The organism is Streptomyces sp. NPDC013157, assembly GCF_042899865.1.
GTDB lineage: Bacteria > Actinomycetota > Actinomycetes > Streptomycetales > Streptomycetaceae > Streptomyces.
In genome coordinates, this window is the sequence record NZ_JBIBAK010000017.1 from 32,338 (window position 1) to 56,440 (window position 24,103).

Here is a 24,103-nt window from a genome sequence, read left to right on the forward strand (position 1 = left end):
TGCTGCTCGACGAGGCGTGGAACGGTTCAGCGCTGCCCGACGCGGCCGGTGCGCACGACGCCCTGCACGACCTGGTGATCCGCGTGCGTCCGGAGGGCTGAGTCCCGGCGGGTCCGGAAGAGGAAGTCGGCCACGCGCGCGTGGTCCGGTTCCGCCGGGAGCGGGGTGCCGTGCAGGGCCCGCTCGGTCTCCGCGGCGAGCCGGGCCATCCGGGACTCGACCTCCGGCCAGGAGACCTCGCCCCGCTTCACCGCCAGGAACTCCGCGCGCCGGTCGCCGACGTCGATCGTCAGCTCGCCGGTGCGCAGCAGGTCGCGGGCGCTCGTCAGGAGCCGCAGCAGGTGCATCGCGTGCTTCCAGCGCGGGGCGCCGTGCGTCCGGACGTCCGCGTCGAGCTTCCGGCGCTGGCCGAGGGCGTAGCGGGTGAACGTGTCGTAGGCGCGCCGGGAGAGGAAGGCGTCGCGCAGCGCGAGGAGTTCGCGGCCCGTCTCGTCGATGTGCTCGACCAGGGGCGAGTGCAGGCACTCCAGGATGTTCGGATTGGCCCGCAGCGCCAGCTCGCAGAACCGCTCCAGCTCCCAGGAGAACCGCTCCTCGCCCGGCCCCTCGGCATGCGTGGGCGGCTTCTCGAAACCCCAGAACAGCGGAGTGGGGGCGAGGAACACACCCCGGCGGTCGGTGTCGCTGCCCTCGGTGGCCAGGCCGAAGGCCCGCGACCCCATGACACAGGCGTAGATGGTGTGGTCGCGTACCAGGTCCTCGGGCTGCATGCCCGGGAGCGTACGTGGCCGGTCAGCCCAGGGTGATCGAATTTCCGCTCACCGTGATCGACTCGGCCGGCAGCGGCCTCGTCGCCGGGCCGTGAGCGACCGAGCCGTCGGCGATGTGGAACTTGCTGCCGTGGCAGGGGCAGTCGATGGTGCCGTCCGCCACCTTGGCCACGGTGCAGCCCATGTGGGTGCAGATCGCCGAGAAGGCCTTGAACTCGCCCTTCGCCGGCTGGGTCACCACGATCTTCTGGTCCTTGAAGATCGTGCCGCCGCCCTCCGGGATCTCACTCGTCTGCGCCAGCGCACTCCCGGCGGCCGCGCTCGCGGACCCGGAGGCGGACGAACCGGCGGTGGGCGACGCCGCGGAGGCGGTGGGCGTCTCGGACGAGGTGGGCGTCGCGGTCGAGCTGGAGGAGCCGTTGCCGTTGTTGTTGCCGCAGCCCACGCAGGTCGCGGCGAGCGCCGCGGTACCCGTCGCGAGCATGGTGCGCCGAGTGGAGCCCTCGGTCATGTCGTCACCCCGAACGTGCGGAAGAACCAGAATGCGGACGTCAGCCAGACGAGCGTGAGCACGGCGAACACCAGCCCACCGACGATCGGCAGCAGCCAGCCAGGGAGTCGCTCCCAACGGAGCAGCAGCATCTTGGCACTGAAAACGCCGAAGAAGAAGCAACCCAGGATGGAGTGCCACAAAACGCGTGTTTCGTACGTCTGATAGCCCAACGCGTACAGGCAGTGCACCGCCACGGGGACGGCGACCAGGAAGGCGATCCGCCCCGACCAGCGGTGCAGGCCCGAGGCCCAGCGTGGTCCCGGCAGCTTCCCGTACAGCATCAGCGCGGAGACCAGCTGGACGAGCGCGAAGAAGAGCGCGATCGAGGCCAGCCACGTCTTCCCGGCGAATGTGCTGCTGAAGGCGCCGAGGCCGAAGACGGCCCCGGTCGGGTGGTGGACCCTGCCGTACACGCCGAGGGCGACCGCGACCGCGCCGGCCACCAGGACGGGGACGAGATAGCGGGCGGGGTTCGGGCTTCGGCGGTTCGGCTCGGGCGGCGGCCAGCTCTGGGTGGCGGCGTTCGGGTCGACGCTCATGTCGGCTCCCTCGGGTCACGGCCGGATGTCAGGGGAGGACCGGGTTCGCCGTCAGCGGCTGTCCGTCGACCGTCACGGCGCCGGTCTCCGGGTCGATGCGGGGTGCGGACGACGGTGTGCCTTCACGGTCGACGATGCCGACCTGGCGGCCGTCGGCGAGTACGATCCAGCCGCCGTCGACCTTCGCTCCGCGCACGGTCGCCGTGGCCCGGTACAGCCCCGACCCCTTGACGGCCTTCCGGGCGGTGAAGGCGTAGTGGCCGCCGTCCAGGTCGACGGCCCCGCGGATGCGGCTGCCGTCCCGCAGCGTCCCGGTCAGCGCGGCGCCGTGGCCGCCGGTCAGCCGCATGCCGCCGTCGGGCCGCACCCGGCCCTTGAGCCAGGACTCCTTGCTGCGCCCGTCGCAGAAGTACGCGATCGCCCTCCCGTCGCGGACCGAGACGGCGACGGAGGACGAGTCGTCGTCGCTGCGGCCGGCGTAGGAGGCGTCGGCGATCTTCGACGGCGACGGCGACGGCGACGGTGACGGCGACGGGGCCGGGGCTGGGGACGCCGTGCTGCTCGTCGGCGTCGGAGCCGGTGGCTTCTCCTGGTACGACGACGAGGCGTTCCTCGTCCCCGCCGTCGCGTCGAGCGCCAGCGTGAGCAGGCCGAGCAGCAGACCCGCGAGCAGGGTCAGCAACGGACCGGGACGTTTCATGGCGGACCTCCCCCGAGGCGGGTCTGGCTGCCATCAGAACGGACCCGCAGGCCCGACGTAAAGAGGCGCACAGGGGTGTTTCACCCCAAGTAGCGGAATTGGGTCATACGCGTGACATTGGGGCCATGGCAGGCAATGACCTTGAAAACATACTCGGCAGCCTCCTCGGTGACGACGACGAGGCCGCCGGGAGGCTGACCACGCTGATCGGCGCGATGAGCCACGGCCAGGGCGGCAGCTCGCTCGGCGGGCTCCTGGAGACCCTCGCGAAGTCGGCTCCGGCCGTCCGCAAGGACTAAAGGACCAGGGGCTGTCCGGCGGGTCATGCCGCAGACGCGGGGTCTGGCACGCCCTCCCCCGGAGGGGGTATCCCCAGCGGCGTTGTCGCCGCCCGCCGACGTCCCCCGGCCTCCGGCCGGGAGGTACCCCCACGAGCCCGCTCACCTCGGCTGATCAGTCACCGCTGCGTTCCTGCGACCTGATCCGCCGGACAGCCCCTGGGCGGCGTCTCAGCGGGCGGGCACGACGCACGGGACCGGCGGCGGCCTGACTAGGCTGGACGGACCAAGAGACCGACGTCAGAACAGGAGCGGTGCCGTGGCGGTACGAGCGGTCCGGGGGGCCGTCCAGCTGGAGCGGGACGATGCCGGTCACATGGACCAGCAGGTCGGAGCGCTGCTCACGGCCATCCTGGAGCGGAACGGCCTGACCGCGGACGACCTGATCAGCATCTGGTTCACGGCCACCCCGGACCTGCACAGCGACTTCCCGGCCGCCGCCGCGCGCAAGCTCGGCATCGTCGACGTGCCGCTGATCTGCGCCCAGGAGCTGGACATCGCGGGCGCCATGCCCCGCGTCGTACGGATACTCGCGCACATCGAGTCCGACCGGCCCCGCGCCGACATCAACCACGTCTACCTCGGCGCCGCGGCCGCCCTGCGCAAGGACATCGCCCAGTGAGAACCGCGCTCGTCATCGGTACCGGTCTCATCGGTACGTCCGCCGCGCTCGCCCTCGCCCAGCGGGGCGTCGTCGTGCACCTCGCCGACCACGATCCCGAGCAGGCCCGTACCGCGGCCGCGCTCGGCGCCGGCACCGACGAGGCGCCCGAGGGCCCGGTCGACCTGGCCATCGTCGCCGCCCCGCCCGCCCATGTCGCCGCCGTCCTCGCGGACGCGATGAGCAGGGGCCTGGCCCGCGGCTACGCCGACGTGGCCAGCGTCAAGGGCGGCCCGCGCCGGGAACTGGAGGCGAAGGGCCTGGACCTGTCGTCGTACATCGGGACGCATCCCATGTCGGGCCGGGAGAAGTCCGGACCGCTGGCGGCCACCGCCGACCTCTTCGAGGGCCGGCCCTGGGTGCTCACCCCGACCCGGGACACCGACACCGAGGTGCTCAACCTCGCCCTGGAACTGGTCTCGCACTGCCGGGCCCTGCCGGTCGTCATGGACGCCGACGCCCACGACCGCGCCGTCGCCCTGGTCTCCCACATGCCCCACCTGGTCTCCAGCATGGTCGCCGCCCGCCTGGAGCACGCCGACGAGTCGGCCGTACGGCTGTGCGGACAGGGCATCCGGGACGTCACCCGGATCGCCGCCTCCGACCCCCGGATGTGGATCGACATCCTCTCCGCGAACCCCGGCCCGGTCGCCGACCTGCTCGCCGACGTCTCCGCCGACCTCGACGAGACGGTCGGCGCCCTGCGCGCCCTGCAGTCCTCGGACGAGGCCAAGCGGCGGGCGGGCGGGGCCGGCATCGAGGACGTGCTGCGCCGCGGCAACGCCGGCCAGGTGCGGGTACCCGGCAAGCACGGCTCGGCGCCGCGGGTGTACGAGGTCGTGGCGGTGCTCATCGACGACCAGCCCGGTCAGCTGGCCCGGATCTTCGCGGACGCCGGGGCGGCCGGGGTCAACATCGAGGACGTGCGGATCGAGCACGCGACCGGTCAGCAGGCCGGTCACGTCCAGCTCTGGGTGGAGCCGAAGGCGGTGCCCGTGCTCACGTCGGCGCTGCGGGACCGGGGCTGGGCGCTGCGCCAGTAGCGCTGAAAACGGCGGTCCCGGGGGCCGGTAACCTTGTGCGGGGGCGCACCGCCGCCCGCACCCCACCCACCACCCTGCACCCGGAAGGTGTCCACCCGTGGAAAACGGCGCCGTAAAGCCCGTGATTGTCGCGATCGACGGCCCCTCGGGCACCGGCAAGTCGAGCACGTCCAAGGCCGTGGCCGAGCAGCTCGGCCTGAGCTACCTGGACACCGGCGCCCAGTACCGGGCCATCACCTGGTGGATGGTGAACAGCGGCATCGACCTCACCGACCCGACCGCGATCGCCGCGGTCGCCGGCAAGCCGGAGATCGTCTCGGGGACCGACCCGGTCAAGCCGACGATCACCGTCGACGGCGTGGACGTCTCCGGCCCGATCCGCACCGAGGAGGTCACCTCCAAGGTCAGCGCGGTCAGCGCGGTACCGGAGGTGCGGACCAGGATCAGCGAGCTGCAGCGGTCGCTGGCCCGTGCCGCCGCGCACGGCATCGTCGTCGAGGGCCGCGACATCGGTACGACCGTGCTGCCCGACGCCGACCTGAAAGTCTTCCTCACCGCCTCCCCGGAGGCCCGCGCGGCCCGCCGCAGCGGCGAGCTGAAGGGCGCCGACGTCAACGCCACGCGCGAGGCCCTGGTCAAGCGGGACGCCGCCGACTCCACCCGCAAGACCTCGCCGCTCGCCAAGGCCGGCGACGCGGTCGAGGTGGACACCACCGAGCTGACGCTGGCCCAGGTCATCGAGTGCGTCGTCACCCTCGTCGAGGAGAAGCGGGCCGGGAAGTGAGCCTTCCGTCGCAGCGCGGCGCCGAGACCGGGCGCCGCATCGGGGTCGGCCTGATGTACGGGCTGTGGAAGCCACGCGTGCTCGGCGCCTGGAAGGTACCGGCGCAGGGCCCGGCGATCCTCGCCGTGAACCACTCCCACAACATCGACGGCCCCATGGTCATGGGCGTGGCGCCCCGGCCGACGCACTTCCTCATCAAGAAGGAGGCGTTCGTCGGCCCGCTCGACCCGTTCCTGACCCGGATCGGGCAGCTGAAGGTGGACCGCCGGTCCACCGACCGCACGGCGGTCACCCGGGCGCTCGGCGTCCTGGAGGCCGGGGGAGTGCTCGGCATATTCCCCGAGGGCAGCCGCGGCGACGGCGACTTCGCCGCGCTCCGCGCGGGCCTCGCCTACTTCGCGGTGCGCTCCGGTGCGCCGATCGTCCCGGTGGCCGTGCTGGGAAGTTCCGAGCGGCGCGGACGGTTGGTCAAGGGGCTGCCCCCGCTGCGCTCCCGCGTCGACGTCGTCTTCGGCGACCCCTTCGAGGCGGGCGACGGCACAGGCCGGCGCACCCGCAAGGCCCTGGACGAGGCCACCGAGCGCATCCAGAAGCAGCTCGCCGGCCACCTGGAAAACGCCAGGCGTCTGACCGGACGCTAAGCGACACTGAGTAGTGGATCAGCCCTTTTTACGGCTGGTCCACCGATCACCACGATGAACGACGAGGTACGGACTTCATGAACGACCACATCCAGCCCGGCGACTCGGCTGAGCACGAGTACGACCACGGGGCGCTCGGTGACACCGAGTACGCGGAGTTCATGGAGCTCGCCGCCGAAGAGGGCTTCGACATCGAGGACGTCGAGGGCGCCATCGAGGCGGCCGGTCACGGCCCGCTGCCCGTCCTCGCCGTCGTGGGCCGCCCCAACGTCGGCAAGTCGACTCTGGTCAACCGCATCATCGGCCGCCGCGAGGCCGTCGTCGAGGACAAGCCCGGTGTCACCCGGGACCGCGTGACGTACGAGGCCGAGTGGGCCGGCCGCCGCTTCAAGGTCGTCGACACCGGCGGCTGGGAGCAGGACGTCCTCGGCATCGACGCCTCCGTGGCCGCCCAGGCCGAGTACGCGATCGAGGCGGCCGACGCGGTCGTCTTCGTCGTCGACGCCAAGGTCGGCGCGACCGACACCGACGAGGCGGTCGTACGCCTGCTGCGCAAGGCCGGCAAGCCGGTCGTGCTGGCCGCCAACAAGGTCGACGGCCCGAGCGGCGAGGCCGACGCGGCCTACCTCTGGTCCCTCGGCCTCGGCGAGCCGCACCCGGTCTCCGCCCTGCACGGCCGCGGCACCGGCGACATGCTGGACGCCGTCCTGGAGGCGCTGCCCGAGGCGCCCGAGCAGACCTTCGGCGGCCCCGGCGTCGGCGGCCCCCGCCGGATCGCCCTCATCGGCCGCCCGAACGTCGGCAAGTCCTCCCTCCTCAACAAGGTGGCGGGCGAGGAGCGCGTCGTCGTCAACGAGATCGCCGGCACCACCCGCGACCCGGTCGACGAGCTGATCGAACTCGGCGGGGTGACCTGGAAGTTCGTCGACACCGCCGGCATCCGCAAGCGCGTCCACCTCCAGCAGGGCGCCGACTACTACGCCTCGCTGCGCACCGCGGCCGCCGTCGAGAAGGCCGAGCTCGCGGTCATCCTGCTCGACGCCTCAGAGAACATCTCGGTGCAGGACCAGCGGATCGTCACCATGGCCGTCGAGGCGGGCCGCGCGGTCGTCCTCGCCTTCAACAAGTGGGACACCCTCGACGAGGAGCGTCGCTACTACCTGGAGCGCGAGATCGAGACCGAGCTCGGCCAGGTCGCCTGGGCACCCCGGGTCAACGTCTCGGCCCGCACCGGTCGGCACATGGAGAAGCTGGTCCCCGCGATCGAGACCGCCCTCGCCGGCTGGGAGACCCGCGTCCCCACCGGCCGCCTCAACGCCTTCCTCGGCGAGCTGGTCTCGGCCCACCCGCACCCGGTCCGGGGCGGCAAGCAGCCGCGCATCCTGTTCGGCACCCAGGCCGGCACCAAGCCGCCGCGGTTCGTTCTGTTCGCCTCCGGCTTCATCGAGGCGGGCTACCGCCGCTTCATCGAACGCCGGCTGCGCGAGGAGTTCGGCTTCGAGGGCACGCCGATCCATATCTCCGTGCGGGTGCGCGAGAAGCGCGGCGCGAAGAAGAAGTAGGGACACAGGGGAGAGGGGGGGGGCCCCCCCCCCCGGGGCCCCCCCCCCCCCCCGGGCCCCCCCCCCCCCCCCGCCGCCCCGGGCGCCCCCCCACCCCTCTGGGGGGGGGGGGGGGCGGGGGGGGGGGGGGGGTTGTTGGGGGGGGGCCCGGGGGGGGGGGGCCCCCCCCGGGGGGGGGCCCCCCCCCCTCTCCCCTGTGTCACATCCCCCGGCGCGGAGCCGGCGGCAGCGCCACCGGGACGGGCGCCATCCCGGCCTCCTGGGCCCTCCCGAGCGTCCCGATCCGCTGCCACTGCGGCGGCTGCGGCTGCCCGCCGCCGCTCCGGGCGCTGTAGGCACCCGCGCTGTACGCGCTGTACGAGTTCCCTCCGTACGAGCCCAGACCGTGGGTGCCGGTACTGAACGGGGCGTTCCCGAAGGCGACGAACCCCAGGGACTCCTCCCCGCTGCGATCACCCGGCAGCGTACGGAAGGCCTTGACCCACTCCGTGTACAGCGAGTCGTAGATCGGCGTGGCCGAGAGCCCGCCCTGGGCCTCCTGAGACACCCGAGCAGCGGGAACGGCGGAGAAGGACGGCCGATGGTGAGGAAGGTCGTATGCGTGCACGTATGTCCAAACGACCAGGTCTTCAAAGAGATGCGGCCCTGAGGCGCCCCTTTAGAGGCACGGGGAACTGCGCGACCAGCCACGGACTACCCGCAGCCGCTCACGCACCGCAGCTCCCACCCCCCGTGGGCGCCCCTCAAACCCCCGCAAGCGGCAACGCCGCCGCCACCAGCTTCCCGTTCGCCGCCGCCTTGTCGATCGCGTCGCGCAGCAGGTCCTCCCGGGGCTGCCGCCCGATCGACCCCACCGGCGCCGCGAACATCAGCACCTGCTGGTGCTTGTTGGCGGCCGCCCGCCACCCGTCGGTCACCTGCAGCGGCTGATGCGCCTGCCACCAGGCCACCGGCTGCCCGCCCGCCGGCCCCGGCTGCAGCACCGCGTGCAGCTGACCCACCGCCAGCAGCACCGACCACCCGTGCAGCACCGGCGGCACGGCCGTCAGCTCCGGCACCGGCATGAAGCCCTGCTCGATGAGGAGCGGCAGGAAGTCGTCGCCCACCCCGTCCGTGCCGGGCCGCACGATCGGCGAGGTCGGCTCCACCACCAGCGCGGGGTGCAACTCCCCGGCGATCAGCACGAGTCCGCTGGTCACCCCGAGCACCGCCTGCTCGGGCACGGCCTTCTGCGACCCGCCGCCGGGCGCGCCGTCGCCGCTGATGGAGCGGACCGCGCCCTGCAGCTGCTCCTCGGTGACCTGGACGACCTGCGAGGGCAGGCAGGTGGCGTGGGCGAAGGCGAGGACGGCGGTCTCGTCGCCGATGAACAGGACGGTGCTGGTGCGCTCCTGTTCGGAGTCGCCCGGGGTACGGCAGGACGTGCAGTCGTAACTGCCAGGGGCGTTGTCTCCGGCGAGCAGCCGGTCGGCTTCTTCGTCGCCGATCTCGGCGCGTACCTCGTCGCTGACGTCGAGCATGCGCGGCACGGTGGCTCCCTCGGGATGCGGTACGTGAAGGCCCGGGTGGCTCCCGGTCCGTGAGCCCCCGCGGTCGTGGGCTCATGAAGAAGACAACGGGCGATCTGTGGTGGGGGTCACGCATTGGGGGGATCGGGATCGAACCATCCACTGCACAGGGTCACTCCTCGTGCGGAATCCGGCACTCCCCGTCAACTCTTCGCAAGCCAAAGGAGTTTGACGCGGTGAAGTGAATCACAGATCCGTCGAACCCGTGGTCGACAAATCATGAAATCCTGGAATGTAGTGGGTGGCCGAAAATCGCCGCTACCCAAGGTAACACTGAACTGGCCTGGCCTGACGGGGAGTTGGTTGATTTCGGGCGTTCCCGATCTCTAGATTCCTCCGCCGTGTGCAGCGAGCACCGCTCGGGTACGTCCGCCGGCCGGCACCAGGCAGAGCACCACCGCAGTACCGGCCGCGGCGGACGGGGCGAGCGCGAGGAACCGCGTCCATTGCGCGGGGACCGCGTCCCGCCTGGGGGACCCCGGGTATGTGGAGAGGGAAATACATGTCCGAGTGTGCCGATACCACCCGTGAGACCGCCGCGAACAAGAACGGCTCCCGCAAGGGCCGTACGACGGCCGCCCTGGCCGGAGCGGCGCTGCTCGCCCCGCTGGGCCTGCTGGCAGCCGCCGGCAACGCCGCGGCGGCGGACAACGGAGTGTGGGACCGCATCGCCCAGTGCGAGAGCGGCGGCAACTGGCACATCAACACCGGCAACGGCTACTACGGCGGACTCCAGTTCTCCGCCTCCACCTGGCGCGCGTACGGCGGCTCCGCCTACGCGGCGACGGCCGACCAGGCCTCCAGGGAAGCGCAGATAGCCGTCGCCACCAAGGTCCAGCACGCCCAGGGCTGGGGCGCGTGGCCGGTCTGCTCGGCGCGGGCCGGGGCTACCGGTTCGGCGCCCGAGAGCGCCTCGGTGACCACGAAGAGCAGCACGGAGTCGGCGACGAAGTCGTCGACCACGTCGACCACCCGGAAGTCGGCCCCCGCGGCGAAGGCGCCGCAGCGCTCGACGGCCGGCACCGGCCGCACCTCGGCCAAGGGCGACTACACCGTCCGCGAGGGGGACACCCTGAGCCAGATCGCGGAGCGGCACGGCACCACCTGGCAGCGCCTCTACGCCGCCAACGAGGCCGTCATCGGCGACGACCCGAACCTCATCGTGCCCGGGCAGCGCCTCGCGCTCTGACGCGGAACCCTGCCCCGCACCCCGCACCGCCCTGCCCCGCCCGGTCCGACCGGGCGGGGCACGGTGCGTTTTGCAGGGGCATGTACATGATCCGAATGGGGGCGCGTGCCCGTATGCGAGGGCGATTCACGTGCGGACGGCACGCTCCGAGTTCACGTTGCCGCAACCCCGGTCCTGCCCGCGCGGTACGGGGGTTCTGTGCCGAACCGGTGAATCTCTTATGCGGTGTCAGCTTCGGTGCGGGCCGCCGGAATCGGAATGGAATGCGCGTGCCGGAGTGCCCCGGATCCCGGTGTCCGGTTCTTTCCGGCGGTTTTTCGGAAGACCCTACCGGCATCGGGGAATTGCGCTCGAATGCGCCGGGAAGACGCATGGAACCGCTCGAACGTGTGACGGAGTTCGATCGAAACGCGTGTCGTGATTCTGTGACAGAAGCGTGACCGGGTACGGACGCGGGACTTCGGCTTCCGTCTGTGCCGGAAGCGGCCTAGCGTGGGCCGCATGGCACCGGACACCGCTCCGCCGACGGAGCCCCAGGACAGCCCGCAAGGGTACGTAGGCCGCGACGCGGGCGACGCGGAACGGCTCGCCCGCCAGCGGGGATGGACCACGGTGCGCTCGCTGCCGCCGGGCGCGATCATCACCATGGAGTACCGGATGGGGCGGCTCAACTTCGAGGTACGGGACGGCGTCGTGGCACGCGCCTGGAAGGGCTGACCGTACGACGGCGAAGGCCCCGGTTCCCGCACTGCGGGAACCGGGGCCTTCGCCGTGCCGGGGCCGGTGGTGCGTACCGGGACCCCGCTGTCGCGTCCGTACGGCCGTCAGCCGCCCGTCAGCGGGCGGGCCGCCTGGGCGGCGGTGCCGCGCGGCTGCCGCTCGGGGTGCTGCGGGCGCCGGCTGCCCGCCGGGGTCACCGGGGTGCGCTCCGAGCGGGCCGTGTGCGGACCGGGTGCCAGGTGGATCGGGGCCCTGGGCGGGCGGGCCAGGGAGACCGGCTCGGGCTCCGGCTTGAGGACCACGGGCACCGGGACCGGCGCGGGCACCGTGCTGCCGCGGCGGGCGCGCCAGCGGTCGCGCAGGTCGAAGAGCCAGGTCTCGGCGCGGGCGATGAACGGCTCGCACCACGGCAGCGCCAGCAGGATCAGCAGCCCCGCCGCCCAGCCCAGCAACACGTCGCTCAGCCAGTGCGTACCGAGGTAGACGGTGGACATGCCGACGCCGAGGGAGGTGACCGCCGAGGCGGCGGAGAGCCAGCGGCGGGCTCTCGGGGTGGAGGCCAGATATGCCAGAATTCCCCAGGTCACCACCGCGTTGGCGGTGTGTCCGCTGGGGAATATATCGCCGCCCAGGCCCATCTCGTTCGAGCCGATGACGGTTGCGTAGTGCGGTCCGAGGCGCCCCATGCCGAGCTTGGCGGCGCCGACCGTGATGTTGAGCAGCAGCAGCGAGGCACCGAGCGTGAGCAGCGGGCGCAGGGTGTGCTGCCGCCATGAGCGCCAGCCCAGCCAGGCCGCGACCATCACGGCGGTCGGGCCGCGCTGGCCGAGGACCACGTAGTAGTCGACGAACCAGTGGATTCCCGACCACTGCTGGTACGGCCGGAAGAACATGACCTGCCAGTCGAGCCGGACCAGCCAGGACGTGATCACGACGGCCCACACGATCGCCAGGTAGAAGGCGAGGGTCGCGGTGAACAACACGACCCGGTGCCGGCTCATCTTCGGCACATCAATGTGGGCCGGCCGTTCCGGCTCACGGTCCAGCCTGGCGAACACCCGGTCCAGACGGGTGAGGTTTCGTTCGGTACGCACCCAATCGACGTTACAGCGAGTGAGCTCTGTTCCCGGTCGAAACAGCGGCTTTGTGATGACGATGTGATGTGGGAAACCTCTCAGGAGGCCTCCGAATTCTAAGGATTCCGTAATCCTCGGCGGGTGCGCCCTTCAATTCCTTTGATCATGCCGGGTCGCCGTTTTATGGCACTTATGAATTCGTTAACCAAAGCATGGGGTGGAATTCTCCCGCTGCTCATCGAGGTCACCGAAATGATCATGGGGGCCCGGAGCCGTTCAGCCAGAACGCGCCATAGACCGCCGAGGCCACCGCCACACCCGCCGTGACCAGCACCGATCTGCTGGTGCGCAGCCGGGCGAGGGCCCGGGCGAGCGGCAGCAGCACCGGGAAGGCCGGCATCAGCAGCCGCGGCTTGGATCCGAAGTAGCTCGACGCGCAGAGCGCGAGGGCGAGGACGACACCTGTGTAGACCAGCAGGGGAAGCGGCTGCCGCTGGCGGACGCCGGTCACGTAGAGCCACAGCAGCAGGCCGACGCCGAGGATCAAACCCGCTCCGGCCGCAGCGGACGGAAATGACGTGAACTTGTCGGCGGCGAAGCGTGCGAACGCATAGCCGCCGTCGAAGCCGTTACGCCAGCCCGCCTGGACGTCCAGGTAGCCGAGCGGGCCCCGGCCGGTGCGGTGGCCGACCCACAGGACATAGGCGGCGGTGCCGAGGGGGGCGAGGAGCATGCCGAGGGCGCGGCGCCAGGCGGGGGCGCTGGGGGTGGTGACATGGGGAGCGCGTGTTGCGTGCGGTGCGCTGGTTGCCTGCGGGGCACGCCGGGCGCGGGCGGCGCTGGGCGCTTCGGGGGCGCGTTCGTCGAGATGCGCGCCGCCCGGCTGATCCGTACCACCGTCCCGCGCGCCCCTGCCACGATCCCGCACGAACGAGACCACGCCCGCGGCCCACACCGCCGCCACCACGGCGAGCCCCACCGGCCGGGTCAGCCCCGCCAGCGCGGCCAGCACCCCGGCGCCCACCCAGCGGCCGGTCAGCACGGCGTACAGCGACCACGCGGCCAGCGCCGTGAACAGCGACTCGCTGTACGCCATCGACTGCACGATCCCGACGGGCAGCACGGCCCACAGCAACACGGCGCAGACCCCCACCCGCCGGCCGTGCACGAGATCCGTGACCGCGAAGACCCCCCAGGCCGCGGCGAGCGAGGCGAGCAGGCTCACCGTGAAGCCGGCGTCGGCGTACGACAGGGGCGCGAACGAGTGCAGCAGACGCTCCAGCCAGGGCAGCAGCGGGAAGAAGGCCAGGTTCGAGTGGACGTCGCCGTTCGGCAGCCGCACCTCGTAGCCGTACCCCAGTTCGGCGACCCGCGTGTACCACAGCGAGTCCCAGCGCGCCGTCAACAAGGTGTAGGCGCTCCTGCCGCGGGCCGCGCTCCACCCGGCCAGCACGACCAGTCCGAGGGCGCGTACGGCCGCGTACCCGAGCAGGGCCGGCGCCGCCCGGCGCAGGGCGGGGGCGCGCGGTGCCGCCGGGGAAGTCTCAAGATCGGTCACGGGCTCGATTATCGACGGGGCGCGGAACCGCGAGGTGCGCGCGGGCGTGGTGCGGGGCGAGGGCAGTGGCGTACGCCACACGAGTTCTCCGGAGCGTGTGAGAGGTCCGCCACGTGCCCCCGTAACGAACTCGCGTACGCTGACGTGTCACTCGCGTTCGTATGCGCGGGCCGGAGACCCCGCTCCTCTCCGGCCGTACGACGGGGAGTCCCCACCCCGCCTGTCCGCCGCACGCGAGGGACCATCTGGGAGGTACGTACATGTCCGGGACGACCACGGCCGCCGTACGACCCCGCCGTCGTGCGGTGTCCGGGGCCGGTGCCGGTGCCAACCGCTGGGTCGTCCTCGTCGTCCTCTGCGTCAGCCTGCTGCTGGTCGCCCTCGACGGCACCGTGCTGCACGTCGCGGTACCCGCTGTCACCGAGGACCTCAAGCCCGGGGCCATGGAGCTGCTCTGGATCGTCGACGTCTACCCGCTGGTCTGCGCCTCGCTGCTGATCCTGTTCGGCACGCTCGGCGACCGGGTGGGCCGGCGGCGGGTCCTCCTCCTCGGCTACACCCTGTTCGGCATCGCCTCCGCGGCGGCCGCCCTCGCGCCGAGCGCGGCGGCGCTGATCGGGGCCCGGGCGCTGCTCGGCGTCGGCGGTGCGATGATCATGCCGGCGACCCTCTCCATCCTTCGCCAGGTCTTCCCCGACCGTCGTGAGCGGGCCCTCGCCATCGGCATCTGGAGCGCGGTCGCCGCGGTCGGCGCGGCCGTCGGCCCCCTCCTCGGCGGCTTCCTCCTCGAACACTTCTGGTGGGGCTCCGTCTTCCTGGTGAACATCCCGCTGATGCTGGTCAGCCTTCCGGTGGGGCGTCTGCTCCTCCCCGAGTCCCGCGGTGACCGCGACGGCCCCTGGGACGTGGTCGGCGCGCTGATGGCGGCGGTCGGGCTGTTCGGCGTGGTGTTCGCGGTGAAGCGCCTGGGCGGCGGCGAGCCGGCGGGCAGTGCGCTGACGGTGGCACCGCTCGTGCTCGGCGCGCTGCTGCTGGTGTTCTTCGTACGACGGCAACGGCGGCGGGCGTTCCCGCTGGTGGACCTGAAGATGTTCGCGCGGCCGGCGTTCTCCACGGCGGTGGGCTGCATCGTGCTGGCGATGCTGGCGCTGGTGGGTCTCGAGCTGATCGCCGCGCAGTACCTGCAACTCGTCCTGGGCCTCTCGCCGTTGCAGACGGGGCTACGACTGCTGCCGCTGACGCTCGCCGCGATGGCGGCGGGGCTGGCCGGGGCGCGGATGCTCCGGCGCTTCGGGCCGCGCCGGATGGTGTGCTTCGGCTTCTGCCTGACCGCGGCGGCGGTGCTCACGCTGACGGCGATGGGCGGGGCCGACAACGCGGTCCTGCTGCTCGTCGGCTTCCTGCTGCTCGGCTTCGGTCTGGAGACCACGCTTTTCGGGGCGTACGAGTCGATGCTGAGCGAGGCGCCGGCGGCGCAGGCCGGCGGGGCGGCGGCGATCGGTGAGACGTCGTACCAGCTGGGCGCCGGGATCGGGATCGCGCTCCTCGGCAGCGTGATGAACGCGGCGTACGCGCCGGGGCTGGCCGGGGTGCCGGGGGTGCCGGCGTCGGCGTCGGCCGCGGCGGGGCATTCGCTGGGGGAGGCGTACGAGGTCGCCGGGCGGCTGGGCGGGGCGGCCGGGGCGGCGTTGCGGCGGGCGGCGCGGGATTCCTATGTGCACGGGTTGCATGTGACGTTGCTGGTGAGTGCGGGGCTGTTGTTGCTGGGGGCGGTGATGGCGCTGCGCCTGCCGCGCGCAATGCACTGCGAGGACACGGCCGCCGCGGTGGACCTCCCTGCCCCGCGCGAAGCCGAACGCTCCCGCGTGTCGGCGTAGCCCCTCCGGGGAGGGGGCCGACTGCGGGTGCGGGTCAGGGCCTTCTCCCACCCGCGCACCGCCCGTGCGGGTCGGGGGAGGGGCTTGCCGACCTGTGGGGGTGGTTCGTCGTTGGCGGGTGCGGGGGTTCCGTGTCTGTGGTGGAGACCGGTAGACGGCTGCCCGCGGTCGCCGATGGTGGGTGTGGTCCACGGGAGGGGTCTGCTTCTCAGGTGACCCGCACGGGTGGTGCGTGGGCGGGGGAGCAGGGAGACTGTGCCTAAGCTGGTGTAACTAGCGGTGCTAGTTTTGGGAGGGTTCTGATGTCCGCGTCCGTGAAGTTGCCTCCGTTCGATGCCGGTGACCCGCTCGGGATCGACGATCTTCTGGAGCCGGAGGATCTCGCCGTACGGGAGACCGTGCGGAGCTGGGCGGCGGACCGGGTGCTGCCGTTCGTCGCCGAGTGGTACGAGAGCGGGGAGCTGCCCGGCATCAGGGAGCTCGCGAAGGAGCTCGGGTCGATCGGGGCGCTCGGGATGTCGCTCAGCGGGTACGGGTGCGCCGGGGCGTCCGCCGTGCAGTACGGGCTCGCCTGCCTGGAGCTGGAGGCCGCCGACTCGGGCATCCGGTCGCTCGTGTCCGTGCAGGGGTCGCTCGCCATGTACGCGATCCACCGGTTCGGGAGTGAGGAACAGAAGTCGCGATGGCTGCCGGGCATGGCCGCCGGTGACGTCATCGGGTGCTTCGGGCTCACCGAGCCGGACCACGGGTCCGACCCCGCCGCCATGCGGACGTACGCCCGGCGCGACGCCGGCGGCGACTGGGTGCTCAGCGGGCGGAAGATGTGGATCACCAACGGGTCGGTGGCGGGCGTCGCCGTCGTGTGGGCGCAGACGGAGAACGGGATCCGCGGGTTCGTCGTGCCCACCGACACGCCGGGGTTCTCGGCGCCGGAGATCAGGCACAAGTGGTCGCTGCGGGCGAGTGTCACCAGCGAGCTGGTGATGGACGACGTACGGCTGCCCGCCGATGCCGTGCTGCCGGAGGTCACCGGGCTCAAGGGGCCGCTCAGCTGTCTGTCGCACGCCCGGTACGGGATCGTGTGGGGCGCCATGGGCGCGGCCCGCACCTGCTTCGAGACCGCCGTCGACTACGCGAAGTCGCGCGAGCAGTTCGGTCGGCCCATCGGCGGCTTCCAGCTCACCCAGGCCAAACTCGCCGACATGGCGGTCGAACTGCACAAGGGAATCCTGCTCGCCCATCACCTGGGGCGGCGGATGGATGCCGGCCGCCTGCGTCCCGAGCAGGTCAGCTTCGGCAAACTCAACAACGTACGGGAGGCGATCGAGATCTGCCGTACGGCGCGGACGATCCTGGGCGCCAACGGGATCTCCCTGGAATATCCCGTCATGCGGCACGCGACCAACCTCGAGTCGGTGCTCACCTACGAGGGCACCGTCGAGATGCACCAGCTGGTGCTGGGCAAGGCACTCACCGGGCTCGACGCCTTCCGGTGAACCCCGCGCGGGGGCAGGGCCGGTGAGCGGCCCTGCCTCAGCTCTGGTTGAAGAAGCCGTCCTCGCGGCGCCTGGCCGGCTCACCGCTGACGATCTCGGTGTTCGCGGGGGTCAGCAGGAAGACCCGGTTGGCGACCCGCTCGATCGTGCCGCGCAGGCCGAAGGTCAGCCCGGCCGCGAAGTCGACCACGCGCTTGGCGTCGCCCGGCTCCATGGCCGTGAGGTTCACGATGACCGGCACGCCCTCGCGGAACAGCTCGCCGATCGCGCGGGCGTCCCGGAAGCTGTCCGGGGTGACCGTGCCGATCCGGCGGCCCTTCTCCTCGGCGGTGTCCGTGGCCACCTTGACCCGGGGGTCGGTGACCCAGGCATCCCCGGGCTGCTCGGTCCCTTCGGAGTAGTCGTCGTCGTAGTAGCGCTCGTCATCGTTGTCGTCGACGAGGCCAAGCCAGGCACTCGCCTTGCGTACCGATCCCATGGACGCCTCCTCTCACAGCGGTCTTTCTTGCTTCCGCATCCCTATGGTCGTCCATGATGCGGATGTCGCGCCAAGTGGATAGACGCCGCACGGGGGGTTTGTGACGGTACTGGTGCAGAGCCAAAACGTCGAGAGCCCAGGTACCCCAAGGGCGGTAGCTCACACAGCTGCTGACTGAGAGTGAAATATGATTGTTCCTGGCGTCCGGGTGATGAACGGTGCGTCCGGGTGAACGGTGCGGGGCGGTCCGGGGTGGCTTCGGAGCGTCCTCCGGCCCTCGTCGGGCCGCCTTCGGGGCGGTCTGACGCACACTCAGGGGTCCTCGGCCGGCCCGGGTGCGGCGACGGGCGGCGTCAACCGGGGTGAGCGCCCGTCACCGTATACGGGTGCGCGGCGCCGGGACGCTCGCCTCGGGATTCACCTTGATCCTGTTTCCGTGACGTAAAACAAAAACATGATCGGGTGACCGCTGCCCGGAGAGGTTCGTTGGCCGGAACGCAGAACCATTTCTGCCCAGGTTCTGCACATCCATCAACTCGCCTCATGATTAAGGCACTTCCGTGCAAGCAGCCACCATTCGCACCAGGCTCCTGAGGATCCTGGTCCTGGCCCTCGCCGTCCTGCTGACGCTGCTCGGCGTCGCGGCGGCCGAGCAGATCTCCGCCTACCGCAACGCCTCCGCGACCGCGGACAACGCCCGGCTGGAGATCACGCTGCAGGGCCTGATCCACGAACTCCAGAAGGAACGCGGCCTCACCACCGGATACGTCGGCGGCATCAAGGAGTTCGCGGCCAAGCTGCCCGCGCAGCGCAAGGCCACCGACACCGCCCGGGACCGGCTCGACCAGGCGCTCCGCGGCCGTGGCGACAACGCCGCCGGCTCGGTGCGCGAGTCCCTGGGACGGCTTGACGGCCTCGCCGGCATCCGCAAGCACGCGGACGACCACACCGGCGTGGTGAAGGACACCTTCGACTACTTCACCACCACCATCACCGTCCTCGACCGGCTCGACCTCGGCATCGGCGACGTCCACGACGCCACCCTGCGCGACGCCTACCAGGCGCTGCAGATCCTCGGCAACGCCAAGGAGTTCACCGGCGAGGAGCGCGCCATCGTGCTCGGCTCGGTGCGCGCCGGGCAGTTCCAGGGCGACGACTACAGCCGGTTCATGGAGATCCGGGCCGGCCGCCTCGCCGCCCTCGACGCCTTCCCGCGCTCGGCCACCGACGCCCAGCAGCGCCGCCTGGACGCGGCCATGACCACCCCGGACGCCGAGCGCGCGCTGGCGTACGAGGACACCGCCGTCAAGGGCGGCGGGAAGCTGAAGTGGAACGACATCCCGCCCATGCAGTGGTGGGACGCGATGACCGCCACCATCAACGGGCTGCGGGACGTCCAGGTCTCGCTCGGCACCGACGTCGAGAACCGGGCCTCGGCCCTGGAGGGCACCGCCCAGCGCGACCTGCTGCTCTTCCTGCTGCTCGCCCTCGGCACCGTCGCCGCGCTCGGCGCGCTCGCCCTCGACTGCGTACGGTCCGTCTCCGCGCCGCTCGCCGAACTCGCCCAGCAGGCTCGCGAGGTCGCCGGGGAGAGGCTGCCGAAGGCCGTCGCCGCCGTCCAGGACGGCTCCTACGGCGAGCACCCCGAGCCGCCCGCCCCGCTCGCCGTCTCCGGCCGGGCCGGCGCCGAGGTCAAGGAGGTCGCCGAGGCCTTCGACCGGGTGCAGCGGGCCGCCTACGACCTGGCCACCGAGCAGGCCGTGCTGCGCCGCAACGCCACCGACTCGCTGGTCAGCCTGGGCCGCCGCAACCAGAACCTGGTGCGCCGCCAGATCAGCTTCATCAACCGGCTGGAGCACGAGGACGCCGACCCCGCCACCCTCGCCAACCTCTTCGAACTGGACCACCTCGCCACCCGGATGCGCCGCAACGCGGAGAGCCTGCTCGTCCTCGCCGGGGAGTCCAGCCCCCGCCCCTGGTCCACCCCGCTGTCCGTCACGGACGTCCTGCGCGCCTCCCTCGCGGAGGTCGAGGAGTACCGCCGGGTCACCCTGCGCCGGGTCGAGCCGGCCCATCTCACCGGCGCGGTCGTCGCCGAGATCGCCCACCTCCTCGCCGAGCTGATCGAGAACGCGCTCAGCTTCTCCCCGCCGGACTCGGACGTCGAGATCGAGGGCCGCCGCACCAGCGCCGGCTACCTGGTCGCCATCGTCGACCACGGCCTCGGCATGGACGCCCAGGCGATCGCCGAGGCCAACGTACGGCTCTCCGGCACCGCCAGCTTCATGGCCGAACCCACCCGGTTCCTCGGCCACTTCGTGGTCGGCGCGCTCGCCCGCAAGTGCGGGATCGAGGTACGGCTGGGGGAGGCGCCGGCCGCCGGAGTGGTGGCCAGGGTGCTCGTCCCGGCCAGCCTGCTCACCGAGGCCGCGGCAGCCCCGACGCAGCAGGCGGCCGCCGCCGTACCGGCCCCGCGCAAGGAGCCCGACGAGACGCAGCTCGTCTCCGTCGCCGCCGAGGCCGGGCCCGAACAGCCGCAGAAGAGGGGCGCCTCGGCCGCCCGGACCCGCAACGGGCTCGTGAAGCGGCCCCAGCGCAGCGCGATCTCGGAGGCCGTCAGCGAGACGGACCGGCCCAGCCGCCCCGCGCCCGCCGAGCGCACCCCCGACCGCAGCCCCGAGGAGGTCTCCGGAATGCTCGCCACCCTGCGCAGCGCGCACATGCGGGGCGGGATCAGCGTCGAGAAGGAGAAGCAGAAGGAGAAGCAGAAGCAGAAGCAGAAAGAAGAAGAACAGGGGCAGGCGCAGGCCCAGGCGTCCGAGGCGCGTACCGAGGAGGACGGCGAGTGACCACCGTCGGCACCCCCAACGACTCGCGGACCTTCAACTGGCTGCTCGCGAACTTCGTCAGGTCCACGGACGGGGTACGGGACGCGGTCGCCGTCTCCTCCGACGGGCTGCTGATCGCCGTCTCGGACGGGCTCGGGCGCACCGAGGCCGACCATCTGGCGGCGATCGTGTCGGGACTCTCGTCGCTCGCGCGCAGCGCGTCCAAGCGGTACAGCTTCGACGGGGTCAAGCTCATCATGATCGAGATGGGACGCGGCTTCCTGCTGGTCTCCGCGATCCGGGACGGCAGCTGTCTCGGCGTCCTCGCCGACTCCAGCGGCGAGCTGGGCCTCGTCGGCTACGAGATGGCGGTGCTCGCGGAACGGGCCGGTGACCTGCTGACCCCGACGCTCATCGCCGATCTGCGGCAGGCGTTGCCACGATGAGCGAGCGGGAGCCTGCCGAACCAGCCGAGGAGACGTCCTTCGTACGGCCGTTCATCATCACCGGCGGGCGGGCCGAGCCGCTCCAGACCGATCTGCGGCTGGAGACGCTGGTCGTGGCCGTGGGCGCGCCGGACGAGTCGCTCACGTTCGAACGCCGGCACATCGTGGCGGTGTGCGCGCAGCCGACCACGGTCGCCGAGGTGGCGCACCGGGTCGGCGTACCCCTCGGAGTCGCCAAGGTGCTGATCTCCGATCTCGTCGTCGCCGGGCAGCTCGCCTGCCGGCAACCCGCGGAGCTGCCGCTCCAGATGCTGGAAAGGATCAGGGACCATGTCCGGGCGCTCTGAGAAGGTCGTGCCGCTCGCCGTGAAGATCGTGGTGAGTGGAGGGCTGGGGGTCGGCAAGACGACGTTCATCGGGGCGATCTCGGAGATCGAGCCGCTGGACACGGAGGCGGCGATCACCCAGGTGTCGGTCGGCGTCGACTCGCTCGCCGGGGTCGAGTCCAAGACCACGACGACCGTGGCGCTCGACTTCGGCCGGATCACGCTGGATCCGGCCGTCGCGCTGTACCTGTTCGGGACGCCCGGCCAGGACCGGTTCTCGTTCCTGTGGGACGACCTGGTGGAGGGGGCGCTGGGCACGGTGGTCCTCGCGGACACCCGCCGGATCGAGGACTGCTTTCCCGCCGTCGACTACTTCGAGGCCCATGGGGCGCCCTTCGTCCTCGCCGTGAACCGCTTCGACGGAGCCGAGCGGTTCGAGCTGGAGGAGGTGCGGGAGGCGCTGGGCCTGGGGGCCGATGTGCCGGTGCTGGAGTGCGATGCGCGGGAGCGGGGGGCGGTGCGGGATGTACTGGGGGCGTTGATGGACCGGGTGATCGGGCAGCGGGTCGGGCCCGCGAAGAGGAGGGTGGCGGTGATGTCGCGGTAGGGGGTGGGGCGCGGGGGTGTGTGGCGGCCGCGGAATTCGCCGTGGCTGATCGCGCAGTTCCCCGCGCCCCTTTGGGGCGCGTGAATCCGGCGTCTGTTTCTGCGTGCAGAGTACGAGGGAGGGGGTGCGTGTGAAGGCGGAGGGAGAACGCGAAGAGTCCCCGCGGGTCGCGGGGCGCGCAGGGGGTCAGCTCAACAGGAACAGGACCACACTCGACCGAAGTCGATGTGGGAGCGCTTGACCAGCCACTGCTGCGGATGCATGGGCCAAGTGGAACAGGTCTCCGGTTTTCCGTCAACTGACCTGAGACGCGCCGCTCACACTCTGGACACCCTTGACAACGAGGGGAAACGGCACCGTAGAGTCGACGGACGGCCCTGCTGAGGGGCTCGGCCGTAAGAACGCCGTACACCGGCGTTCCGTGTGAAGGCACCCGCACCCCCGTGTGCGCGTCCACCGTGTTCGATTGATCCGCCACGGAGCCTTCGCATGTCTTCCGAAACCCTTGCCAGAACCGTTTCCGCTTCCGTCCCCGGCATACCCGGGCCCGAGGCCGTCCGATGAGGCCCCAGCTGGTGATCGTGGGAGCCGGGCCGCGGGGGACCGGACTCCTGGAGCGCATCGCCGCCAACGCACCCGAGCTGTACGCCGGTTCGGGTCTCGACATCCACATGGTCGACCCGCATCCGCCAGGCGCCGGGCGCATCTGGCGGGCCGCACAGTCGCCGCTGCTGTGGATGAACTCGCACGCCGAGGACGTCACCATGTTCACGGACGAGTCGGTGCGGATGGTCGGGCCGGTGCGGGAGGGGCCCACCCTGCACGAGTGGGCGGGCCTGGACGGCCGTACCTTCGCCGACCGGCAGATCCAGGGCCGCTATCTGCGCCACGTCCACGACCGCGCCGTCGCCGACCTCCCGGACGGCATCACCGTCCACCACCACCCGCGCCGGGCCCTGCGGGTCAGCGGACCGCGCGAAGGACGCCAGCAGGTCTGGCTGGAGGGCCGGCCGCGCCCGCTCCTCGCCGACCTCGTCGTCCTCGCCCTCGGCCACCTGGATGCCGAACTCGATCCGGAACAGGCTGCGTTGGCCGCGTACGCCGACGAGCACGGTCTGGTCCACCTGCCGCCCGACTTCACCGCCGACAGCGACCTGTCCGGGCTGCGGCCCGGCGAACCGGTGCTCGTGCGGGGCTTCGGGCTCGCCTTCGTCGACCTGATGGTGCTGCTCACGGAGGGGCGGGGCGGCCGCCACGACGGCGACACCTACGTGCCGTCCGGGCAGGAGCCGGTGCTGTACGTCGGGTCGCGGCGTGGCGTGCCGTACCACTCGAAGATCGGGTACGACTGGACCGGCGAACGCCCGCCGCTGCCCCGTTTCCTCGGCCCCGGCGAGATCGACGGACTGCTCGCCCGGCCCGGGGGCTTCGACTTCCGGCGGGACGTGTGGCCGCTGGTGGCGAAGGAGCTGGGCTTCGCCCACTACCACCGGCTGTTCACCGTCCATCCCGAGCGGACGGCCGTCGCCTGGCGGGACTTCGAGGAGAAGTACGCCGCCGCAGAGGGCGAGGCGGAAGTGCGGGCGCTGGTGGCGGCCGCCGTACCCGACCCGGCCGACCGGCTCGATCTCGCGGCGCTCGACCACCCGCTGGACGGGGTGCGGTACGGCTCGCACGAGGAGCTCCAGGAGGGGCTGCGCGGCTACATCGAGGCGGACCTGGGCCGCCGGCACGATCCCGAGTACAGCGCCGACCTGGCGGTGTTCCTCGGACTGCTCTCCGTGTACGGGCAATTGGTGCGGCTCGGCGACATCGGGTCCTGGTGGCACGGGTTCTTCAGCTACCTCGCCTCCGGGCCGCCCGGCCCCCGGCTGCGGCAGATGCTCGCGCTGTCCCGGGCCGGGGTGCTGCGGTTCGTCGGCGCCGGGATGACGGTGACGGCCGAGGACGGGGTGTTCCGGGCGTCCGCCGACACCGTGCCCGGGTTCTCCGTCGAGGCGCGGGCCCTGGTCGAGGCGCGGCTGCCCGAACCCACCGTGGGGCGGGCCCGGGACACCTTGCTGCGCGGGCTGCCCGCCGACGAGGCCGCCGAGACGGCCGACGGGCTGCTCAGGGTGGACCCCGCCGACGGGCGGATCCTCGACGGGGGCGGGCGGCCGCATCCGCGGCGGTTCGCGCTCGGGCCGTTCACGAACGGCCGTACGCCCGGCGCTTTCACCCGTCCGCGCACCGGAGGGCCCGCGTTCCGGCAGAACGACGCCACGGCCCGCGCCGCCCTCGCCTTCCTGGCCGACCTGGCGGGAGTCGTGTCATGAGCGGGCGTCACGGTCGGCGCCCGGCTGT

24 protein-coding genes are annotated in these 24,103 nt (G+C 71.9%); 15 read left to right on the forward strand and 9 right to left on the reverse strand.

Annotated elements, in window-relative coordinates:
* Positions 1–26: 26 nt before the first annotated feature.
* Genes ACFY6U_RS38810 through ACFY6U_RS38825 form a run of 4 tightly spaced genes read right to left on the reverse strand, consistent with a single transcriptional unit; the run spans position 27 to position 2,562 of the window.
* Positions 27–770 (reverse strand): DNA polymerase beta superfamily protein, encoded by a 744-nt coding sequence (locus ACFY6U_RS38810; protein ID WP_390045980.1) that lies wholly within the window; start codon positions 768–770, stop codon positions 27–29.
* A 22-nt stretch (positions 771–792) separates the two neighbouring features.
* Positions 793–1,281, reverse strand: a complete 489-nt coding sequence (locus ACFY6U_RS38815; protein WP_390045982.1) for a Rieske (2Fe-2S) protein — start codon at positions 1,279–1,281, stop codon at positions 793–795.
* On the reverse strand, positions 1,278–1,862 hold the full coding sequence (locus tag ACFY6U_RS38820; RefSeq protein ID WP_390045984.1) for a DUF6529 family protein: 585 nt from the start codon (positions 1,860–1,862) through the stop codon (positions 1,278–1,280). The genes ACFY6U_RS38815 and ACFY6U_RS38820 overlap by 4 nt, the downstream gene beginning before the upstream one ends.
* Positions 1,863–1,890: 28 nt before the next feature.
* On the reverse strand, positions 1,891–2,562 hold the full coding sequence (locus ACFY6U_RS38825) for a hypothetical protein (RefSeq protein ID WP_390045986.1): 672 nt from the start codon (positions 2,560–2,562) through the stop codon (positions 1,891–1,893).
* Between the two features lie 125 nt (positions 2,563–2,687).
* Between ACFY6U_RS38825 and ACFY6U_RS38830 the strand changes: the two genes are divergently transcribed.
* The 6 genes from ACFY6U_RS38830 (at position 2,688) to der (ending at position 7,591) form a co-directional block, all read left to right on the forward strand.
* Positions 2,688–2,861 (forward strand): hypothetical protein, encoded by a 174-nt coding sequence (locus ACFY6U_RS38830; RefSeq protein ID WP_390045988.1) that lies wholly within the window; start codon positions 2,688–2,690, stop codon positions 2,859–2,861.
* 298 nt (positions 2,862–3,159) lie between these two features.
* On the forward strand, positions 3,160–3,522 hold the full coding sequence (gene aroH / locus ACFY6U_RS38835) for a chorismate mutase (RefSeq protein ID WP_390045990.1): 363 nt from the start codon (positions 3,160–3,162) through the stop codon (positions 3,520–3,522).
* Complete coding sequence (locus ACFY6U_RS38840; RefSeq protein ID WP_390045992.1) at positions 3,519–4,604, forward strand: prephenate dehydrogenase; 1,086 nt, start codon at positions 3,519–3,521, stop codon at positions 4,602–4,604. Before aroH ends, ACFY6U_RS38840 begins: the two co-directional genes overlap by 4 nt.
* Positions 4,605–4,701: 97 nt before the next feature.
* Entirely contained in the window at positions 4,702–5,388 is a 687-nt protein-coding gene (cmk, locus tag ACFY6U_RS38845) for a (d)CMP kinase (RefSeq protein WP_390045993.1), read from the forward strand.
* A complete protein-coding gene (locus ACFY6U_RS38850) occupies positions 5,346–6,029 on the forward strand; it encodes a lysophospholipid acyltransferase family protein (RefSeq protein ID WP_390045995.1) in 684 nt (227 codons plus the stop codon). Before cmk ends, ACFY6U_RS38850 begins: the two co-directional genes overlap by 43 nt.
* A gap of 77 nt (positions 6,030–6,106) precedes the next feature.
* Complete coding sequence (der, locus tag ACFY6U_RS38855) at positions 6,107–7,591, forward strand: ribosome biogenesis GTPase Der (RefSeq protein ID WP_390045997.1); 1,485 nt, start codon at positions 6,107–6,109, stop codon at positions 7,589–7,591.
* Between the two features lie 199 nt (positions 7,592–7,790).
* Here the strand turns inward: der and ACFY6U_RS38860 are convergent, their stop codons facing one another.
* Together ACFY6U_RS38860 and ACFY6U_RS38865 are read right to left on the reverse strand one after the other, a co-directional pair.
* Positions 7,791–8,198, reverse strand: coding sequence for a hypothetical protein (locus tag ACFY6U_RS38860; RefSeq protein ID WP_390045999.1), 408 nt, complete (start codon positions 8,196–8,198; stop codon positions 7,791–7,793).
* Positions 8,199–8,334: 136 nt separating this feature from the next.
* A complete protein-coding gene (locus tag ACFY6U_RS38865; protein WP_390046000.1) occupies positions 8,335–9,120 on the reverse strand; it encodes a hypothetical protein in 786 nt (261 codons plus the stop codon).
* A gap of 541 nt (positions 9,121–9,661) precedes the next feature.
* On the opposite strand from ACFY6U_RS38865, the gene ACFY6U_RS38870 reads away from it, so the two are divergent.
* Positions 9,662–10,348, forward strand: coding sequence for a transglycosylase family protein (locus ACFY6U_RS38870; protein ID WP_390046002.1), 687 nt, complete (start codon positions 9,662–9,664; stop codon positions 10,346–10,348).
* A 501-nt stretch (positions 10,349–10,849) separates the two neighbouring features.
* Complete coding sequence (locus ACFY6U_RS38875) at positions 10,850–11,065, forward strand: I78 family peptidase inhibitor (protein WP_293991910.1); 216 nt, start codon at positions 10,850–10,852, stop codon at positions 11,063–11,065.
* 107 nt (positions 11,066–11,172) lie between these two features.
* Here the strand turns inward: ACFY6U_RS38875 and ACFY6U_RS38880 are convergent, their stop codons facing one another.
* Positions 11,173–12,162 (reverse strand): phosphatase PAP2 family protein, encoded by a 990-nt coding sequence (locus tag ACFY6U_RS38880; protein ID WP_390046004.1) that lies wholly within the window; start codon positions 12,160–12,162, stop codon positions 11,173–11,175.
* Between the two features lie 238 nt (positions 12,163–12,400).
* Positions 12,401–13,702: a mannosyltransferase family protein gene (locus ACFY6U_RS38885; RefSeq protein WP_390046006.1), complete on the reverse strand. Its 1,302-nt coding sequence runs from the start codon at positions 13,700–13,702 to the stop codon at positions 12,401–12,403.
* Positions 13,703–13,962: 260 nt separating this feature from the next.
* Between ACFY6U_RS38885 and ACFY6U_RS38890 the strand changes: the two genes are divergently transcribed.
* Together ACFY6U_RS38890 and ACFY6U_RS38895 are read left to right on the forward strand one after the other, a co-directional pair.
* Positions 13,963–15,579, forward strand: coding sequence for an MFS transporter (locus ACFY6U_RS38890; protein ID WP_390046008.1), 1,617 nt, complete (start codon positions 13,963–13,965; stop codon positions 15,577–15,579).
* Positions 15,580–15,881: 302 nt separating this feature from the next.
* Positions 15,882–17,075, forward strand: a complete 1,194-nt coding sequence (locus tag ACFY6U_RS38895; RefSeq protein WP_293991902.1) for an acyl-CoA dehydrogenase family protein — start codon at positions 15,882–15,884, stop codon at positions 17,073–17,075.
* 37 nt (positions 17,076–17,112) lie between these two features.
* Here ACFY6U_RS38895 and ACFY6U_RS38900 read toward each other — a convergent pair whose 3' ends face one another.
* Complete coding sequence (locus ACFY6U_RS38900; RefSeq protein WP_293991899.1) at positions 17,113–17,553, reverse strand: cell division protein SepF; 441 nt, start codon at positions 17,551–17,553, stop codon at positions 17,113–17,115.
* A 560-nt stretch (positions 17,554–18,113) separates the two neighbouring features.
* On the opposite strand from ACFY6U_RS38900, the gene ACFY6U_RS38905 reads away from it, so the two are divergent.
* From ACFY6U_RS38905 to ACFY6U_RS38925, 5 genes are all read left to right on the forward strand, one after another.
* A complete protein-coding gene (locus ACFY6U_RS38905) occupies positions 18,114–20,402 on the forward strand; it encodes a nitrate- and nitrite sensing domain-containing protein (RefSeq protein WP_390046010.1) in 2,289 nt (762 codons plus the stop codon).
* Positions 20,399–20,827, forward strand: a complete 429-nt coding sequence (locus ACFY6U_RS38910; RefSeq protein ID WP_390046012.1) for a roadblock/LC7 domain-containing protein — start codon at positions 20,399–20,401, stop codon at positions 20,825–20,827. The genes ACFY6U_RS38905 and ACFY6U_RS38910 overlap by 4 nt, the downstream gene beginning before the upstream one ends.
* Entirely contained in the window at positions 20,824–21,174 is a 351-nt protein-coding gene (locus ACFY6U_RS38915; RefSeq protein WP_390046014.1) for a DUF742 domain-containing protein, read from the forward strand. Before ACFY6U_RS38910 ends, ACFY6U_RS38915 begins: the two co-directional genes overlap by 4 nt.
* Positions 21,158–21,760 (forward strand): ATP/GTP-binding protein, encoded by a 603-nt coding sequence (locus ACFY6U_RS38920; RefSeq protein ID WP_390046016.1) that lies wholly within the window; start codon positions 21,158–21,160, stop codon positions 21,758–21,760. Before ACFY6U_RS38915 ends, ACFY6U_RS38920 begins: the two co-directional genes overlap by 17 nt.
* A gap of 560 nt (positions 21,761–22,320) precedes the next feature.
* Positions 22,321–24,075 (forward strand): FAD/NAD(P)-binding protein, encoded by a 1,755-nt coding sequence (locus ACFY6U_RS38925; protein WP_390046017.1) that lies wholly within the window; start codon positions 22,321–22,323, stop codon positions 24,073–24,075.
* Positions 24,076–24,103 lie beyond the last annotated feature (28 nt).